The 18,259-nt window shown below is 38.7% G+C and carries 15 protein-coding genes; 1 reads left to right on the forward strand and 14 read right to left on the reverse strand.

The features are described 5' to 3' along the window. Nucleotides 1-15: 15 nt before the first annotated feature. The 5 genes from H5161_RS03305 to H5161_RS03325 all read right to left on the reverse strand — a co-directional run bounded on the left by H5161_RS03305 (nt 16) and on the right by H5161_RS03325 (nt 2,203). Nucleotides 16-477 carry a hypothetical protein gene (locus H5161_RS03305; protein ID WP_004334802.1) on the reverse strand — a complete coding sequence of 154 codons (462 nt, stop codon included), beginning with the start codon at nt 475-477 and terminating at the stop codon, nt 16-18. 438 nt (nt 478-915) lie between these two features. Beyond that, nucleotides 916-1,434, reverse strand: a complete 519-nt coding sequence (locus H5161_RS03310) for a DUF4240 domain-containing protein (protein ID WP_004334799.1) — start codon at nt 1,432-1,434, stop codon at nt 916-918. Next, complete coding sequence (locus H5161_RS03315) at nt 1,434-1,625, reverse strand: YwbE family protein (protein WP_004334795.1); 192 nt, start codon at nt 1,623-1,625, stop codon at nt 1,434-1,436. Before H5161_RS03315 ends, H5161_RS03310 begins: the two co-directional genes overlap by 1 nt. 68 nt (nt 1,626-1,693) lie before the next feature. Beyond that, the gene (locus H5161_RS03320; protein WP_024608119.1) at nt 1,694-1,975 is read right to left on the reverse strand and encodes a hypothetical protein; all 282 of its coding nucleotides are present in this window, start codon (nt 1,973-1,975) and stop codon (nt 1,694-1,696) included. A 15-nt stretch (nt 1,976-1,990) separates the two neighbouring features. After that, nucleotides 1,991-2,203 (reverse strand): hypothetical protein, encoded by a 213-nt coding sequence (locus tag H5161_RS03325; RefSeq protein ID WP_004334789.1) that lies wholly within the window; start codon nt 2,201-2,203, stop codon nt 1,991-1,993. A gap of 100 nt (nt 2,204-2,303) precedes the next feature. Here H5161_RS03325 and H5161_RS03330 point away from each other — a divergent pair, with 100 nt between their 5' ends. Next, nucleotides 2,304-3,110 carry an ion transporter gene (locus tag H5161_RS03330; protein ID WP_182724719.1) on the forward strand — a complete coding sequence of 269 codons (807 nt, stop codon included), beginning with the start codon at nt 2,304-2,306 and terminating at the stop codon, nt 3,108-3,110. Nucleotides 3,111-3,193: 83 nt separating this feature from the next. Here H5161_RS03330 and H5161_RS03335 read toward each other — a convergent pair whose 3' ends face one another. From H5161_RS03335 to H5161_RS03375, 9 genes are all read right to left on the reverse strand, one after another. Beyond that, the gene (locus H5161_RS03335; protein ID WP_182768677.1) at nt 3,194-4,324 is read right to left on the reverse strand and encodes a DUF748 domain-containing protein; all 1,131 of its coding nucleotides are present in this window, start codon (nt 4,322-4,324) and stop codon (nt 3,194-3,196) included. Between the two features lie 229 nt (nt 4,325-4,553). Continuing rightward, nucleotides 4,554-6,443: a bifunctional diguanylate cyclase/phosphodiesterase gene (locus H5161_RS03340; RefSeq protein WP_220493459.1), complete on the reverse strand. Its 1,890-nt coding sequence runs from the start codon at nt 6,441-6,443 to the stop codon at nt 4,554-4,556. A 338-nt stretch (nt 6,444-6,781) separates the two neighbouring features. After that, on the reverse strand, nt 6,782-7,921 hold the full coding sequence (gene asd, locus H5161_RS03345; RefSeq protein ID WP_004334779.1) for an aspartate-semialdehyde dehydrogenase: 1,140 nt from the start codon (nt 7,919-7,921) through the stop codon (nt 6,782-6,784). 203 nt (nt 7,922-8,124) lie between these two features. Continuing rightward, the gene (locus tag H5161_RS03350; RefSeq protein WP_182692812.1) at nt 8,125-10,821 is read right to left on the reverse strand and encodes a TonB-dependent receptor domain-containing protein; all 2,697 of its coding nucleotides are present in this window, start codon (nt 10,819-10,821) and stop codon (nt 8,125-8,127) included. 64 nt (nt 10,822-10,885) lie between these two features. After that, nucleotides 10,886-14,974 carry a hypothetical protein gene (locus H5161_RS03355; RefSeq protein WP_182768679.1) on the reverse strand — a complete coding sequence of 1,363 codons (4,089 nt, stop codon included), beginning with the start codon at nt 14,972-14,974 and terminating at the stop codon, nt 10,886-10,888. Nucleotides 14,975-15,270: 296 nt separating this feature from the next. Continuing rightward, nucleotides 15,271-16,599: a lipopolysaccharide assembly protein LapB gene (locus tag H5161_RS03360; protein WP_182768680.1), complete on the reverse strand. Its 1,329-nt coding sequence runs from the start codon at nt 16,597-16,599 to the stop codon at nt 15,271-15,273. Nucleotides 16,600-16,643: 44 nt separating this feature from the next. Further along, a complete protein-coding gene (locus tag H5161_RS03365; protein WP_024597386.1) occupies nt 16,644-17,249 on the reverse strand; it encodes an energy transducer TonB in 606 nt (201 codons plus the stop codon). 12 nt (nt 17,250-17,261) lie between these two features. After that, nucleotides 17,262-17,675, reverse strand: coding sequence for a biopolymer transporter ExbD (locus tag H5161_RS03370; RefSeq protein ID WP_004334764.1), 414 nt, complete (start codon nt 17,673-17,675; stop codon nt 17,262-17,264). 53 nt (nt 17,676-17,728) lie between these two features. Next, on the reverse strand, nt 17,729-18,256 hold the full coding sequence (locus H5161_RS03375; protein WP_010552929.1) for a MotA/TolQ/ExbB proton channel family protein: 528 nt from the start codon (nt 18,254-18,256) through the stop codon (nt 17,729-17,731). Nucleotides 18,257-18,259 lie beyond the last annotated feature (3 nt).

Genomic DNA, 18,259 nt, shown 5'->3' on the forward strand with positions numbered 1-18,259 from the left:
TACTTACTAGATGCTTTATTTACTCTCATCTGCTTTTTTAAATGTGCACTCTACATTGGGTTCGCTCAATGTGTATTTGAGTGTGTTATCAGCTAAAAATTTGATACTTTGACTGATTGTTTTTTCGTTTGCAGGGCTTTCACAACGGCTCATTCTTAAGCCGTTTTCAAGGCCATCACTTTTATATTTAAGAGTGCTGGTTATAAAGCAAAAGTTTGGTTTTTTAATGGTTCGGGTACCATTGTGGAGCGATCCAAATACAATTTGCTCACCAAGTTTAAAACCAGCACTTAAATCACTTTCATCTGTCAAACTCAAATTGCTGTTAACGCATAACCCTGAGTTGCTCGACACAACTTCGTAGGCTCCCAATTTTGACTTTAAAAGCGGTATAAATCGTGTTTTATTACTCGGCTCAGAAAAAGCATTTGCACTTGTAAAAGCGACAGTTAATAAAGCGAGTGTTAAATATTTCATTTCGTGGGTGTATCCTCGTGAGTCAGCGTGTTAAATAATAGCAAAATGCCTAATCACCTAGCTTTTATAACTTTTAACAACTATAACAGAGATTTACTATAAAAGGAGAGAAGTCGTATTCAGGAACTAAGACACGAGCAGCTAAGGGAGCTTTGCTCGACTATACTGATTCTTACATGTGTGTAAGCCAGTAAGATAACGCAAGAGCAATTACCGATCCCATTAGGTTACAAACCTCGTGCCACAAATAAATCCCTTAGATTGAACACATTTAAATCCACAAAGATTCATCCTAGATACTGCATTACAAATCATTTTGCTGTTAAGTACTTTAGTTAATACGTACTTAAACAACAAAACGATTTATATCAATGCGCTTACTTGTAGGGAAATTAAACTCATTAAATTGTTTAAATAGCGCACAAATTACTATTTATTTTATTGCCAGTACTTTGCAAATAATAACGGGTAGCTTTGCTTTAAAAACTTAGGTTTGTCTTTAAAACGTTTACCTTTAGGTTCATCACTGCCAGATGGGATAAACGGTAATTCGTCTTCGCTGCGTTCTTCAAATAATAAACCGGCTATTAAATCATACTCATCAATGTACGGATAAGGCTGCTCGTTTAAGTAATAAACAGGTGTACACTGCGCTAACGAATCAGCATTTTCTAAAGCGTTTTCGAATACTGTTTTACCACGCGAAATTAACCAACATCTAAATTCGCTAAAACCGTAATCGTCGTTACATCCAGCCATAACAAAAGCGGCACCAAACAAATCCCAGGTAAAACACTTGCGCATATGTATGCCAAAATGCTTATCAAAATCAATAAGGTGTTGATCGCTTAAATCATTAAGTTTAGTTTTTAGGTTATCGCTCACACTTTGCGGATCGAGCCCTAAATCAGGCGTTGTTACTAAATCCCAAAAAGCCTGCTCTGTTAACGTTGCCATTATAAAATCTCTTTTACTCGGCCAACTTGACCATCTTCTAAACGTACTTTAATGCCGTGTGGGTGGTTTGGTGATTTTGTTAAAAGGCGCTCAACCACACCCTCAGTTAATGTGCCGCTGCGTTGATCTTCTTTTAATACAATATTTACTGTGGTACCTGGTGAAATTTGCGAACGCGAAGGAACAGCCATAATTTAAACCCTAAAAATAATTTATCTAATTATAACGTCCATGTGATGTCATACCAACTAAACCGCTGTTAATTGGCTAAAAATGAGATGTGTGCTGGTTTTGCGTTCAACTTAATAGCTGCTAGCTGGCTAAGTATAATCTGCGTTAACTCATCAAGTTGCGGTTTTGCATCTTCACGGGCTACCTCATCAATAAAGTAACATTGTACTTTTAACGTGTTTACTTCGTTATTTAAATCAACTGTATGCGTTAGATAATCAAAATCAATTACCATTTCTTTTATTGCTTCGCATGCATTAGTAAGCGCTAAGCGAATTTGCTTATCGCGCTGTTTTTGAGTTTTAGTCATAAATATAAAGGTTACTTATTTAGTCTGGGCTTGTTGCTGTTTTTTAAACTCTTCGTAGTTAGAGTCTTGTTTATCCAGGCATTCGTAATATTCTTTGTCAGCTTTATAGTTACACTCATCAAGGCGCGCCGATTGTAATTCATGAAAACGTGCATCAGAGCTGCAACCAGCCAAAACACATGATCCAATAATAAGTAATGCGCTGCTTTTTAGTTTATTGATAAACATTAAATTTCCTTACACTTTCTATATCGAAAAAGCGTTAAATTATTACGATACTATTGTATATTAGCGCCATAAAATCTTAATATCCAAAGGATCTATTACTATGATGTCGCAGTTACAAAAGTTGTTTCAGCGTATAGACAAAAGCAAGATATTTCAATCATTTGTTATAGCTGTAATTATTGTTTCTGCCCTTACAGTAGGTGCACACACTTACTCACTACATCCTACCGTAGAGCTTGCTCTAAATTGGATGGATGTTGGCATTACTGCATTCTTTTTAATTGAACTAATAATTCGCTTTGTTGCAAGCAAAGGCATTAAAGACTTCTTTTCTAAGGGATGGAATATATTTGACACTATCATAGTATTGGGCAGTTTATACCCTGCTGCTGGCTCTACAATGTTAATAGCTAGGCTGTTGCGCATATTTAGAGTGTTACGATTGGTTTCGATGATCCCAGAGCTGCGCTTATTGGTTAACTCATTGCTTAAAGCCATTCCACAAATGGGTTATATAGCCCTATTAATGTTTGTTATTTTTTATATATACGCTGCAATGGGTAGCATGATGTTTGCTGAAATCAATCCCGTACTTTGGCAAGACGTCTCAATATCAATGCTTACCTTGTTTAGAATAGCAACGTTTGAAGATTGGACCGACATAATGTACGAAACAATGGCGGTGTACGAATTAAGCTGGATATATTACCTTACGTTTATATTCTTAACTGCATTTGTATTTTTAAACATGATGGTAGGTGCGATTTTAGAAGTAATGAGTGAGGAGCACCGAAATGCCCGAGAAGAGCTTGCGGATAACGATTCTCTACCTGCAACACAAGGTCAGGTAAATGAGCTACAACTTCAAATTGCAGAGCTTAAAGCGCTATTAAGTAAAGACAAATAGAAACCTCTAAACCAAGTAACACCAACATCAATGATGTTGGTGTTACTTTGAGTTAAACGTTTAATTTGGGAAATATAAATACATTAATTACTTTTATTACTTAAAGATTCATCACTCTTAGGATCTTCAAAAGAAATAACATTATCCACTTTCATTTTAAACGCATCAAAAAAAGCATTTTTTAAAACCGAAATAACGGCTTGAAAAGTCGAAACATCCGTATTATCTAATTGCCCCTCTATAGGAATGCGTGCAGCAACAAGTTTAGACTCATCGTTTTCAAGTATAGAGCCCAGTAAATCTACACTGCCTTCAAATATAGCAGTAAAGATACCGTCATCATCTTTTTCTATATCTTCTCGCCAAGAAAATACACTCAGGTTTTGAACACCCGCTTTTACATAACCATTTAAGTTATTATCTTTAGCCACAAGTTCCATTGCGCCATCAATCCCCCCCGCTTCAATATCAAACGGTGTATACACTTTAAATACAGTGTCGAGATTTTTAACTGAGAAGCGCTGCACCTCTGCGTTAAAATCAAAATTAGCATGTTTACTAAAAGGGTCTAGTTTGCCATCAAGTTTTAATGCGGCCTCCCCCATTAACGCCCCCTCTACATTTAGAGTAGTCACAAGTGCTTTTGATAGGTTTTGCGCATTCGTTATATTTTCAATTTTGGCATTAATATTTGATATAAAAGTGGGTTTTTCACCGCTATTGGTTGAGTTAACTAAGGTTAACTTGCCTTGCTCAATTATTAAGGTATCAATAGAAAACAGTACTAAGTCATTCGCCAGCCCCACCCAAGTGGTTTCATCTTTTACTTGTTGATTTTGCTCAGAAGCATTGGGGTCTTTATCGTAAATAACTATCTCAGGACGCGTAAAAGCCATATTTGTGACTAAATTCCCTTTTAAAAGGGCTGACCACGCAAGTGAAAAATCGAGAGTTTGAATACTCAGTAAAGGCTTAGGAGCTGAAGTTGCATCAACAGCGTAAATTTCAACGTCGTCAATCGCGTAGGCACCGCGATATAAAAACAAATCTACATCACCAACATGCCCCGTAACACCTTGCGTATGTTTTAGCTGATAATTTACATACTGCTGAAGCGCATAAGGTGCGGCTATTCTGGCAATAATAAGGACTAATAAAATAACCGCTAATGAGTTAAACCATTTGCTATGAAATACATTAGAAACCGAGCTCATTGTAATTTCCTTTACCTAATACTTTCAAATGAGCATTTTAAACATGTAAAAATTACGCAAAATTGTAATAAGACTACGTAAATCGTATTTAAAATACATCGTTAATAGCCTAAGTGAAGTTAAAGTGGCTAATTTAAGTATTAACAGCAAAGGTTATACCAATTTAAAATTGCTACAAAAAATTGGGTTTATGCAGCAATGCTAAACTAAATAAAAACAGCGAGTACCTTTAATATATCAAGGATAGTGCTTGATCAAATCTAACTGGTTTACTGAATATAAAACCTTGGTATTTATCAATTTCTAAACTTTGTAATAACGTTAACTGAGCGGAGTTTTCTACGCCCTCCGCTATTACTTGGCAACCAATCATATGCGACATGTTAGTTACCGCAGAAACAATACTTTTATCTTTTGAGCACTCACAAATATTATCAATATAAGATTTGTCTATTTTAATGTAATCAACTGATAGCTCTTTTAAAACCGATATAGAAGAAAACCCAGTACCAAAGTCATCAATAGAAATACGCACTCCAGTATTTTTTATGGCCGTAATCACTTTTGACAAATACGGTAAATTTTTAATCATGACTGTTTCTGTTATTTCTAAATGCACATTGTATGGTTTAACTGCGTATCTATTTAAAAGCGCAACTAAAAAATCTAAAAAGTTATGGTTTTCTAGTTGCAACACCGACACATTAATCGACAATCCAATATTACTATTTACGGCATTTAGCCTACTTAAGCTCGCAATAGCTTGCTCTAGTACAAATTCGCCGAGTATATTAATTTTTCCATATCGCTCTGCAATATCTATAAATTCTGAAGGGGGAATAAATTCATCATTAAACTGCCAACGAAGTAGTACTTCAAACGTAGTTATTTCATTTGTGCTTATATTAACAATAGGTTGATAGCACAGATGAAAGTCACCTTTTTCTACGCACTCTTTAATTGAGCTACGAAGTACTTCTTCTCTTTTAAGCGATTCATGCATTCGCTCGTCAAATACCGATATTTCGTTACGGCTTTTCTTACCTTCATACATAGCAACATCAGCGTATTTAATCGCGTCTTCAAGATTAAAATTTTCACGCGTAAAATAAAGCCCAACCTTAAAAGAAGGGTTTACTTGATAGCTATCCATGCTTACTGTTTTCGTTAAAGTTTTAACTAATCTAAAAACACAGTCAAAAAGTTCGTCTTCGGTGTTACTACGAGAATAAAAAATAAACTCATCCCCTCCCCAACGACAAGCAATAAAGTCGCCTTGGGTTTGTGTTTCAACTAATCGTTTACCTGTTTGGGCCAGAACAAAGTCACCAAAATCGTGACCGTATTTATCGTTGATGATTTTAAAATCATCCATATCTAAAAATAAAACGGCTTTAATATCATCATTTTGATTGGCTAAATCAAGTTCAACATTAGAAACAAAGCTCCCCCTGTTAAACAATTTAGTGAGGTTATCTTTTTGCTCTAAAAGGATTATTTGTTCGGTACGAAGTTGCACTTCGTTTTCTAAGTTTTCAATAAATTGCTCTAACTTGAGTTCATTATTAATTGATGACTTTACATCTTTAGCAGAACGTACAGCGGTAACAAAACACAAAATAAACCATAAAACGAGCCCTAAAATACCTAGTACATTCTCATCTTCAATAGGCTGTAAAAGTAATAAAATACTAAAAGGAACCAATAAACAGGTTATATACGACAAGGAGGAACGAATATCAGAAGCTAAAACATTTACACCGCCACCAGCAAGGGAGCTAAAAACAACGAGTGATACAAATTTTTCCTGCATTGGCATATTTTCATAAAACAAAATGGGGAAAGCGGCCCATGTTAAAGCCGTTAATAATAAACCTATAAAATACAGATGATATTTAAAAGCATGGGTGTTGTTAACAAATACATGGCTGGCTATTCGAAGTAATGAAATAAATGATAACGTAAAAAGCCAGTAAAGTTTTTCTTGCGAGGCGCTGTGGTTAATACTGCTAAAAATAAGAAAACAAGAAACAACCGTGTTTATAGCAATTGCAGAACTAAAATAGGAGCTAACAAATGCTAATCGCTTATTGGCAAAGTTATTTATATGAGAGGTCATTAATGTTACTTGAATAGGCTGTTGCACAATGTAAACAGTTTACTTAAGTTCAATAATAAACAACAGTGAACATTCATAAAAAAGTATTGTTTTAGCCTCTTAAGCGGTTTTATAAGCCATTAAACTAAAAAGGGCTGGCAAATTGCCAACCCCTTTTGTTAATACTGATTATATATTATACCAATTCGCTTAATTAAGTGATCTATTTTGAGGGAAGAAAATCGTGTCGATAACAAGGCAAAAATTTCGTTATTTAGTTGTTCTATATCAGAAATATTTAACGTAGTTAACGTCAGATTTAACCCCTCAAATTGATTAAGTATTATTGCGAATTGGTATTACTCACCATCAACAATTATGCGTAACATACGACGAAGTGGCTCTGCCGCGCCCCATAAAAGCTGATCGCCTACTGTAAATGCGCTAATGTATTTTGGTCCCATCGCTAATTTACGAATACGCCCAACAGGAATGCTTAAAGTGCCCGTTACTTTAACCGGTGTTAAATCTGTGGCACTAATTTCACGCTCGTTTGGAATTACCTTAACCCACTCATTATGAGACGCTAAAATTTCTTCAATTTTTTCTACGCTAATATCTTCACGTAATTTAATGGTCATCGCTTGTGAATGACAACGCATAGCGCCAATACGTACACATAAACCATCAATAGGTACTGGTTGCTTAGAAGAGCCTAAAATTTTATTCGCTTCAACCTGTGCTTTCCACTCTTCTTTAGACTGACCGCTTGGCATTGGTACGTCAATCCACGGGATTAAACTGCCCGCTAATGGCACACCAAATTGGTCTTGTGGTAAGTCTTTTGACGCCATTGTTTCACTGACTATTTTATCAATTTCTAAAATAGCAGAACTTGGGTTATCTAATTGCTCGGCAACACTTGCATGAATAGCGCCCATTTGTGCAATAAGCTCTTTCATATTTCGCGCACCAGCACCAGAGGCCGCTTGGTAAGTCATTGGGCTTACCCATTCAATTAGGTCTTGCTCAAATAAACCGCCTAATGCAAGTAGCATTAGCGATACTGTACAGTTACCGCCAACAAACGTTTTAACGCCTTGCTCTAAGCCTTGTTCAATAACATCTTTGTTTACGGGATCTAGCACTATTATGCTGTCTTCACTCATACGCAGTGCTGAAGCTGCATCAATCCAGTAACCATCCCAACCCGACTCGCGTAATTTTGGATATACCGCATTGGTGTAGTCACCGCCTTGGCAAGTAACAATAATATCCATTTTAGCAAGTTCGCTAATGTCACTTGCATCTAGCAATGGTTTTGCGTCGCCTGCTATATCAGGGCCTAGTTGACCCGCTTGTGAGGTGGTGAAAAAGGTGGTGTCGATATGGGCAAAATCACTTTGCTGCTGCATACGTTCTAATAACACAGAGCCAACCATGCCACGCCAACCGACTAATCCTACTTTTTTCATTGTTTGTTCCACTGTTTGATTCATAAAAGATGCCTTAATACATTAAAAATTAAATTCATTGCGTGAGATTTAATTTTCATTAACGTCAAAATAACACCACCAGCGCGCTAAAACTAGTGAATAAAGTAGAACTTAAATATTTTTCATAGTCATAAAAAAGCCCTGTATTAAATACAGGGCTAATAGGTAATTAGGTTTTATTATATCCCCCTTCCTTGGGTAGAAAATTAAAACTCGTAGCTAAAGCTTAAACTAAACTCAGTGCCTTCTTCTTGACGCCAAAGTGTTAAGTTTTCTTGTTCAATTTCTTTTTCTTGGCCAAGTATATTTTTAACTTTAAAATTAACTTTAGTATTAAAGTTAGGGAAGTAAGAATAAACTAAATCAAGAGAATGAAATGACTTTTCTTCTGCGTCTTCGTTACCACGCGTACCTGGTACGATTATGCGCGGCCCAAACACGTTATAAACAACTGAAGTAGAATGAAAACCATCAGCAGAGTCATAACCCATTTGTAAGTTTGCTACCCATTCAGAATGACCAACTAAACGACGTTTATTATTAGTAACAATGTTAGAAACAGAGTCAGCTTCAAGCGCCTCTTTTAGCTGTTGTTCAAATAATGAATCAACCCCATCAGCATCGTTTATGCCAAGCTCAACACTTGAATCCGATAGAGTAACGTTACCTGATAAAAATATGGCAGATAAATCATTATGAATAAAACTAAAGTCAGTTAAAAAGTCTACCTCAATACCTGTTAGTTCACCCGACTGCGCATTTGCTGTTAGTAATTGCGGAGCAGCTCCACCAACACCCGCTAACTCAACCATTTCAATTGGGTTTTCAATATCTTTATAAAACAAAGCAACTGATAGATTGTTTCCTGAAGGCATGTACCACTCAAACCTAAAGTCAGCATTTTTTAGCTTAGAGCTTTGAAGTGTAGGCGAGCCTCGCACTAAAAACTCTGTTAGTGGGTCAACATAATAAGTTGAGCTTACATCACGCATATCTGGGCGAATCGTCGTTTCACTTAAGTTTAAGCGAAACTGCATTTCTTCATCCATAATATAAGTAATTGCTAAAGAAGGAAAAAAGTTATCTTCTTTTATTGCAACTTCGCTCACTTCTTCAATTGTTCCATCAAAGAAATTAGTATGAGCCTGAAAAGGCACTGATATTTGAGAAAAGTCTTCCCAACGAATACCACCGGTTATACGCCATGTGTTTTCGTAGAAAAAGTCGGCCATAAAATAATAAGCGTCTAACTTATGTGCAGCGCTGTACTTATCACCATCTGCGGTACCATCATCAAAAATACCAGAGCCTGTAATACTTGTATAAAACTCACTATTAGCTAAATTTTCGTCAGAAAAAATTTGGTCTATGTTTGAGCCAAATGTATATTCATCTGTTATACCACGGTGCGTAATACCAAATTGAATATTACTTGCATCACGTTTTTTTTCAGAAAAATCGCCACCCACCTTAAGCTCTAACTCATAGCCATCACCATAAAACGGGATGCCCATATTCCAACCATACGTATCTACGTCATCATGCAAAGTTTGATAATCACGCGTTACGTTAGTAGCAGCAACATCTTGTAACTGCTCTGATTCAAATACACCATCATTTAAGTTAGTTTGAAAAACAACATCTAACGCACCTGGAGCATCCCTGTTGGCGCGGCTTGTACCTGCATACCAATCAAAAAATAAATTTTCTAATTCAGGAAAATTATGCGTCCCTTTGAGCTGCGTAGAGAACATTTCACGCTCTTCATACATAACGTCAACACGGCGTAACTCAGTAACACCTTCTTCTGACTCGTTAGCATCGAAAAAGTCACGATTACGCACTCTGTCACTCATATCATGAAGCGCTATATTCGTTAGTTCAAATTTATGGTTATTATTAAATTCATAACCTAAATTTAATGTGCCACTCCAACGAACGGTTTGTTCAGTAGATATGCCATCATAAGTTTGTGCAAAACATTTATCTTCGCAGCCCAAACTACCTAAATTTGTACCGCTTTGCTCTTTAACTACTTCCCATTCATTGTCATAGGAAACAGCGGCTAGAACGCCAAAAGTACCTACTTCAGACTCAAACCTATCACCTAGTGCTACTGAAAAATTCATGCCTGGATCAACGTCTTTCTCAGTAGGACCAACTTGCCAATCTAGAGATTGTAAGAGCGCTTGACGCTGCTCAAGCGAAGTACTGCTGTCACCTTCAAGTCCTGCATCACTTTTAAGCGCTGTAGAAATTAATGAAGGTAAAGCACGTGTACCATCATCGCGCCCCATCCAATCATCATCACCACCACTGTAAAAATAACCGGTGTCACTGTTAGAGGTGTTATATGAAGTACCCAACTGTATTTTAAACAAAAAATCAGAAGGAATAGATTTGGTGCGTATATTTACATTACCACCACCAAAGTGCGCTGGCATATCAGGAGAAAACGATTTCTGCACACTTAAACTTTCAATAATATCCGATGGAAATAAATCCAGTGGAACAACTGATCGAGTGGGATCTGGGCTTGGAACATACATGCTATTAAGTTGGGTACTTGAATAACGTTCACCCAAACCACGAACATAAATATATTTACCATCGACTAAAGTTAAACCAGTCACACGACGAAGCGCTGAAGCTGCATCGCCATCACCTGTGCGTGATATTTGATCAGCACCCATAATATCAGCAACAAATGCCTGATTTTGACGCTCTTGTAGTACTGCGCCTGCACTACCTTTTAGTCGCTGGCCAACAGCAACTACTTCTTCTATTTCTTGCTCTTCGGCTTCGGCTGCTATAGCTGTGTTTACTGATAGCCCCATAATTGCAGCCATAACTGCGCAATTTAGTTTACATAGAACAAGAGAAGAGGGTTTAAAAGATTTCATTTTTATACTCCGAAACAAAACAAGACATTAGCCGAGCTTTCGCTCGGCTATAATGTGGTTTGGATTAAAGACCTACCTTAACCCAACCTGCTGTCCAGTCTGTTTGTGCATCCATTGCACCAATGTAATCTACTGAATCAAAGTAACTATCTAGGCTTGAAGAATCAAAACCATTACCTAACAGTAATGACTCAGCCGAAGGCATATATCCGTTATCTGCTAAACCAAGGTCTGTGGCTGCTTGCACAGAGTTACCTGTTTGGCCTAAGAACCAAGACTCAACATTACCAGTACCAATTGCTTGCGTACCAAAGTTATTTGCCGTTTCACATGCAACAACTGAGTGAGTAACAGTTAATTTACCATCCTCTGCGCGAGGAGCTGAATCTGAACCTACACGTAAACAATTTGAATAATCTGCCCCACCTGTCACAACCACGTTTTTAAGCATACCCGCAGTGCCTGCACGTAGACGTATACCGTTAACCCCTACATTACCAATAATAGTAACATTAGAAATTGTAGGCATTGTGAGTGGTGTTGCACTTGAATCAAACTCAGAGTTATCCGCCTCAATTGCATTATCACCTGTTGATTCGGCTTGCTTGATAAGTACGTATTGCGCTTTACCCGTCCAACCAAATGACCAATCTAGTGAGTCATCACCAATATTAGTTAAAACAAGGTGACTGATGTTTGCAGTACCACCGAAAAATTCAACACCATCGTCCAGGTTTTCATGAACGTGAATGTAATCAAGCTCTGTTTGACTACCAACACCAGCAAGCGTAATGCCGTTTAACTCATCTCCGTTACCTAGCGTTTTACCTGCTTGTTTAACTGCCACGTATTTTAAAGTACCTGAGTTATCTTCTGGATCATTACCACCAAATTGGCCAGCGTCACCTTCAGCAGACACACCACAGTTTGCAAGCTCATCAGCGGTAGCTTCGCCTTCTTGATCGCCACACGAGTTAGCCGGTGCATTACCTAAAAGCACTAAACCGCCCCATTGACCAATAGTCGTTTCGCCACCAGTAACATCTTCAATAGACGTCATAGTAATTGGCTGAGTTGCACTGCCCACGGCCTCTATTTTAGAACCACGGCGAACAACTAAAAAGTCATCACCCGACTCGCCAATAAGCGTAGTACCAAATTGAACATATAAAGTCGTTTCATCAGCGCGGTCATTACCTACGGCTGTACGGCCTTTTAGAATCCAATGTGCATCGTTAGTTAATGTTACGTCTGAAGTGAATACAACATCAGAAGTTAACTGATAAACTGGCTTGTCTGTGATTTCAGGAAAGCTTGCTGATACATCAGTAGCAAAACCCTGCTCTAAGGCGTTTTGAATATCATCAGGAAAACTTGGTGTTATAGCGACTGTCCAACCATCCATCCAGTTATTATCGCCATCAAACGCACCAATATAATCTGTTTTAGTAAAGAACGAATCAAGGTCTGACGAATCAACACCCGAACCTAATAATGGTGAGCTAGATTTAGGTGTAAAGCCATCGGTTGCTAAACTAAGGCCAGCAGCAGTCAGCGTTTGGTTACCTGTTTGGCCTTCAAACCAAGATTGAACGTTACCACCACCAATTGCTTCACTACCAAAGTTATTATCTTCACTACATGCCACTACTGAGTTTTCAATAGAAAGCTCACCAGATTCTGCATTTGCTACAGAGTCAGAACCCACACGTAAACAGTTTGAGTAACCTTCAGGCCCTGTAATTACTACATTACGTACAACGCCCGCTGTACCTGCACGTAAACGAACACCGTTAGTACCATCAGCACCTACAATTGTTACGTTAGAAATTAGTGGCTTTGTTAAAGGTGTAGCATTTGAATCAAATTCTGAGTTGTCCGCTTCAATAGCGTTATCACCACCAACAGCACTTTGTTGAATATAAATATTTTGCGCACGACCTGTCCAACCAAACGACCAATCAAATGCATCATCACCAATGTCAGTAAGTACTATGTTACGAACATTTACAGTACCACCAAAAAACTCAACGCCATCATCAAGATTTTGATGAACTTGGATATATTCTACTTTTGTTGCAGAGCCTACACCCGCAAACGAAATACCATTAAGCTCATCGCCGTTACCAAGAGTTTTACCTGCGTGCTTTACGACAATATAACGAAGAACACCTGAGTTATCATCGCTAATATCGCCACCAAATTGCCCTGCATCACCTTCTGCAGATACACCACAGTTAGCAAGTTCTTCAGCCGTCGTTTCGCCAGTTTGATCGCCACACGAGTTAGCAGGAGCATTACCTAAAAGTACTAAACCGCCCCATTGACCAATTGTTGTTTCAGCGCCTGTTACATCTTCAATAGATGTCATTGTAATAGGTGCAGTTGCATTACCATTTGCGTTAATTTGCGAACCACGACGAACAACTAAAAAGTCATCACCTGATTCACCAATTAATGTCGTGCCTGCTTGAACATAAAGTGTTGTAGCGTCTGCACGGTCATTACCTACTGCGGTACGGCCATTTAAAATCCAATGTGCGTCATTTGTAAGTGTTACATCCGCTGTAAACGTTGTATCTTCAGCTAAGCGATATACTGGCTTATCTGTAATTTCCGGAAATTCGCTAGAAACATCTGAGGCTAAACCTTGTGATAGCGCATTATCAATATCAGTAGGGAAGCCACCATTAATACCAACAGTCCAACCTTCCATCCAATTAGTTGAGCCATCAAATGCACCAACTTGCGTATTTGCAATAAGCGGCGAGCCAGCAAGAGGTGTATAACCGTTGTCATCTAGCATTAAATCAGCTGGGGTAAGTGTTTGGTTAGCGTCTTGGCCTTCAAACCAAGATTGTACATCGCCACCGTTAATAACTTCGCTGCCAAAGTTATTCGCTGCAGTTTGACAAGCAACTATAGAGTTTGTAATCGTAAGTGTGCCATCCTCTGCACGAGGTACTGAATCCGAGCCTACACGTAAGCAGTTTTCATAAGTAGCTGGGCCCGTTACAAATACATTTTTAAGAACCCCAGCAGTACCCGCACGTAAACGAATGCCGTTATTGCCCTCAGCACCCACAATTGTAACGTTTGAAATAGTAGGTAGTGTTAATGGTGTTGCACTTGAATCAAATTCAGAGTTATCAGCTTCGATAGCGTTATCGCCTACGTTAGCCGCTTGCTGAATATAAACGTTTGTGGCTGAGCCCGTCCAACCAAAAGACCAATCTAGCGAATCGTCACCAATATTTGTAAGTACAACATTGCTCACATTAACTGTGCCGCCAAAGAATTCTATACCATCATCAAGATTTTCATGTACTTGAATATAATCAACCGTAGTTGCAGAACCAACACCGGCAAACGTAATACCATTTAACTCATCACCATTACCTAACGTTTTACCGGCTTGCTTAACAAGTACATACTTTAAAGTACCTGAATTATCATCACTGATATCGCCACCAAACTGACCTGCATCACCTTCAGCCGACACACCACAATTAGCAAGTTCATCAGCTGTTGCTTCACCTTCTTGGTCGCCGCAAGAATTTGCTGGCGCGTTACCTAATAATACTAAACCGCCCCACTGACCAATCGTTGTTTCTTGAGCTGTAACATCTTGAATTGAGGTCATTGTAATGGGCTGACTTACAGTCCCTACCGATTCAATTTGTGAACCGCGACGAACAACTAGGAAGTCATCTCCTGTTTCGCCAATAATCGTTGTACCTTGCTGAATATAAAGCTTGGCGTTATCTGCGCGATCATTACCAACCGCAGTACGGCCATTTAAGATCCAGTGTGCGTCGTTTGTTAACGATACATCAGTAGTGAACACGGTATCTGCAGCTAAGCGATATACGGGCTTATCTGTAATAGATGTAAACTCACTAGAAACATCAGTTGCTAAACCTTGAGTTAGTGCATTATCAATATCAGTAGGAAAGCCAGTGGTAGCATTTTGTGAATCATCACGTGATGACGTTTCACCACTTGTATCGTCACCGCCTTCAATAACGTTAGTTACTGTATCACCTTCATTAATAGTTGTGTCGCCTTCAGATACTACTAAGTCTCCACCACAACCAGCTAAAGATACTGCAGTTGCAATCAAACTTACTTTGAATAAGTCAGATAATTTCATTGTTCACTCCGTTAAAGTATTTAATTATTTTTTAGGTGCTCAAATAAACTCAAGTCACCATAAAACACTTAAATAATGCTTTAAGGTCACTTGAGTTTAGCTGCGGTTACAATACGGGAGACTTATGACAAAGTAGTTACAGTTTAATAACCATAAGATGACAAAAGTAACTTATTTAAAATCAAGCAATTGGATGCTTTTAGAGACGATAAAAACCGCCCTGAGGCGGTTTTAGTGTTGCGATTATGAACTGGTTTTACACGCGTTACTTGTTAATTAGTAAAGCGCTTTGAAATTTACAGTAAAGCTGTTCTAAGTGTTTCTGCATGCACTTTTTCGCGCTTTACATATTTGATCCACTGCTGTGCTAAACGCTGAGATTTTTTATGTTTTTCTGCCTGCTCAAACGCTAAAATTGATGCATCAAAATTTTGCATGTTGTACTGCGCCATACCCAGTGCAACAAATGCATTTGATTCAAAATCAAGGCCACCTTTATCAAGTGCTTTACGCGCTGCATCGGCGGCTTCTTCATATTGCTCTGTATTTACAAATACTTCGGCTAAACGTTGATCGTATTTACCGTGCTCAGATAAATCAGCAGCTTTTGCAAAGTAGGTAATAGATTTTTCATCTTCTTTAGCTTGGATCATCGCCTCGGCAACAAAAGCGTAGTTTTTTGCTGTTTTTTCAGCAATATCTTTATCAATAGCATCGCTCATCACTTTTGCAGCTTTAAACGCTAAACCATTGTATAAATACACTTGCGCTAATTGGCGTAAATCAGATTTAGAGGTTAAAAATCCTTGCTGGTAAGCGGCTTCAATTACCGCCAACTGTTGTTTTTCCCTACCTGTTTCACCATACATACCCGATAACTGCACCCAATACTCAGGCTTATTATAAAGCTTTACCATGCGCTCAAGCACTTCAACAACTTTGTCAGTTTGATTAAGCGAGTAATACATTGCACGCTGTAGTACTAACCAGTTTTCCTTAGGGAATTTGCCTTCGCTGTCGCTTAAAGCAATCACTTGAGATATGTACTCAAGCCCTTTTTTATAATCTTTTAACTGATAGTATGTTTGAGCCCTTAACAAGTAGTAGCCTTCTGTTTTAGGCTGAGTGTTAATACTGTCCCAATCATCTAAAAAAGAGATAACTTTAGTGTAATCACTATTAGCCATAGCCAGTTGAGCCAAGCTAAATGTAGTGCTTAAACGAAGTGACTCAGGAATGGCTTCCTCAGCTACCACTTTTTCAAACGAGGCAATCGCTTTTGGTAAGTCGTTTTCGTTGTAATAAATAAACCCGTAAAAGTTATGCATCATTGCCACTTCGTACGAGTTCATGCTTGCAGCTCGCTCTTGAATGCTATCAAGCGCTTCAAGTCCACCTTTAACATCACCATCGTCTGCAAGTTTTTGGGCACGAGCAAGCTGGCTATAAACCTTTTCACGTAGTGCTGGTACACGTTTCGTTTTTTGTTCTTGCTCTGCATATGCCGTAGCTACATGTAGCCCTGGAATTAGGCTTAGAGCACTTGGTGTAACAATACTTGTACTGATCGCAGCGGTACAAAATAGTGTTAACTTTAAAAGTTTAGCTGTAGGTAGTAATTTCATAATCGCCTCGCATTTCTGTCCGTTTACTCGTGGTTAATTACTAATTAACCGCTAATTTGGAAAGATATTTTGTTCTGAACACCCGCAACTTCAACGGCTTCACCGTTTACTACGCGCGGTTTATATTTAAATTTAAGGGCTGCATCCATCGCAGCTCTATCAAAAAGTGACTCAGGCTCTGCTTTTACTACTTGTGGGTCGCGTACAGTGCCTTGTTTAGTTACTGTAAATTCAACAATCACGTAGCCTTCTATGCCACGTGATAACGCACGGCGCGGATAAACTGGGGCCACCTTTACAATCGGTAAGTATTCACCATCACTTGTTTCAAGTGCTAACCCGCCGGCTAAATTTACATCCGCATCTACATTGGCACCAAAGTCAAAGTTGTTAGCATTTGCTGTAGCATCACTATTTTGCATTTGCGGTGATTCCATTGGTGGTGGCGGCTCTTTTGGTGTTGGTGGCTTTTGTGGCTTACGCTCTTTTTTTTGTACGGTTTCTTCTTTTTTCAAGCGAACAAAATCAAGTACGTTACCCTTAACCGGATCCGTCATAGCGCCTTCACCGCCAGTGATCAGTGCCTGCATGCCTAAAAACAACATAAAGGTCACTACACCGGCTATCACTAATGCAACTAAATATCGCAACATAACTAGCCCTTAAGACGCATCTTGTGCGGCAATTGATACATCAAATGCGCCCGCCGCGCGCGAGGCATCCATCACCTTAATTAACATTTCGGTTGTGGCTTTTTTATCCGCTTGAATAACAACGCTACCTTGTGGATTTTCTGCTTTTAAACGCTCGATATTGGCTTGTACTGCGCGTACATCAATTTGACGTTTATTAATCCAAATCTCGCCTGTATCAGAAATAGCCACTAAAATATTAGCACGCTCTTTTTTAACCGCTGTTGCGGCTTCTGGGCGGTTTACATCAATACCGGCTTCTTTAACAAAAGAGGCAGTTACAATAAAGAAAATAAGCATGATAAATACAACGTCTAGCATTGGGGTCATATTTATTTCTTCAGCTTCGTCTTCTTGAAATAGGTTTCCTAACGGGGCTCTCATTTTTATTCTCCTAGGATGAGCGGCTCTATATAAGCCGCTTATCAAAATTTTGCTTAATGGTCTAAAACCATGCTGTCTTGTAGTAGTTCTACTTCGCGCTTAGCTTTTCGTTGTAAGTACGTTGAGGCAAATACCCCAGATAACGCACCTACCATGCCTGCCATTGTCGGGATAGTTGCTTTAGATACCCCTGATGCCATTGAGCGCGCACTACCTGTGCCGGTAATTGCCATTACATCAAACACTTCTATCATGCCCGTCACCGTGCCTAACAAACCAAGTAGCGGGCACAAAGCAACCATCACGTTAATTAAAGAAAGATTGGTGTTTAAGCGCATACCAGCTCGCGATATCATCGCTTCGCGTATTTGCTCTGCATTCCAGCTATCACGTTCTGCACGGTTAATCCAATTGGCTTTAAGAGCGTGTTTATAGCTTCTAAAACCATTAAAAAAGTAAATAAATCGCTCGAGTATCAATAACCACATCGCGAAGATTAACACCCCGATGACCAAGAGAACTTGGCCACCAGTGTCGAGAAAATCACGGATAGCATTGATTGAATCAATCAATAGCACCATGGT

It is taken from the genome of Pseudoalteromonas sp. SG43-5 (assembly GCF_014164345.1).
Taxonomy (GTDB): domain Bacteria; phylum Pseudomonadota; class Gammaproteobacteria; order Enterobacterales; family Alteromonadaceae; genus Pseudoalteromonas; species Pseudoalteromonas distincta.

What these genes read in the sequence shown, in the direction of transcription:
- H5161_RS03305 (WP_004334802.1), bottom strand. Translation starts at nt 477, where the DNA reads ATGAAATATTTAACACTCGCTTTATTAACTGTCGCTTTTACAAGTGCA.
- H5161_RS03310 (WP_004334799.1), bottom strand. Translation starts at nt 1,434, where the DNA reads ATGGCAACGTTAACAGAGCAGGCTTTTTGGGATTTAGTAACAACGCCT.
- H5161_RS03315 (WP_004334795.1), bottom strand. Translation starts at nt 1,625, where the DNA reads ATGGCTGTTCCTTCGCGTTCGCAAATTTCACCAGGTACCACAGTAAAT.
- H5161_RS03320 (WP_024608119.1), bottom strand. Translation starts at nt 1,975, where the DNA reads ATGACTAAAACTCAAAAACAGCGCGATAAGCAAATTCGCTTAGCGCTT.
- H5161_RS03325 (WP_004334789.1), bottom strand. Translation starts at nt 2,203, where the DNA reads ATGTTTATCAATAAACTAAAAAGCAGCGCATTACTTATTATTGGATCA.
- H5161_RS03330 (WP_182724719.1), top strand. Translation starts at nt 2,304, where the DNA reads ATGATGTCGCAGTTACAAAAGTTGTTTCAGCGTATAGACAAAAGCAAG.
- H5161_RS03335 (WP_182768677.1), bottom strand. Translation starts at nt 4,324, where the DNA reads ATGAGCTCGGTTTCTAATGTATTTCATAGCAAATGGTTTAACTCATTA.
- H5161_RS03340 (WP_220493459.1), bottom strand. Translation starts at nt 6,443, where the DNA reads ATGACCTCTCATATAAATAACTTTGCCAATAAGCGATTAGCATTTGTT.
- asd (WP_004334779.1), bottom strand. Translation starts at nt 7,921, where the DNA reads ATGAATCAAACAGTGGAACAAACAATGAAAAAAGTAGGATTAGTCGGT.
- H5161_RS03350 (WP_182692812.1), bottom strand. Translation starts at nt 10,821, where the DNA reads ATGAAATCTTTTAAACCCTCTTCTCTTGTTCTATGTAAACTAAATTGC.
- H5161_RS03355 (WP_182768679.1), bottom strand. Translation starts at nt 14,974, where the DNA reads ATGAAATTATCTGACTTATTCAAAGTAAGTTTGATTGCAACTGCAGTA.
- H5161_RS03360 (WP_182768680.1), bottom strand. Translation starts at nt 16,599, where the DNA reads ATGAAATTACTACCTACAGCTAAACTTTTAAAGTTAACACTATTTTGT.
- H5161_RS03370 (WP_004334764.1), bottom strand. Translation starts at nt 17,675, where the DNA reads ATGAGAGCCCCGTTAGGAAACCTATTTCAAGAAGACGAAGCTGAAGAA.
- H5161_RS03375 (WP_010552929.1), bottom strand. Translation starts at nt 18,256, where the DNA reads ATGGTGCTATTGATTGATTCAATCAATGCTATCCGTGATTTTCTCGAC.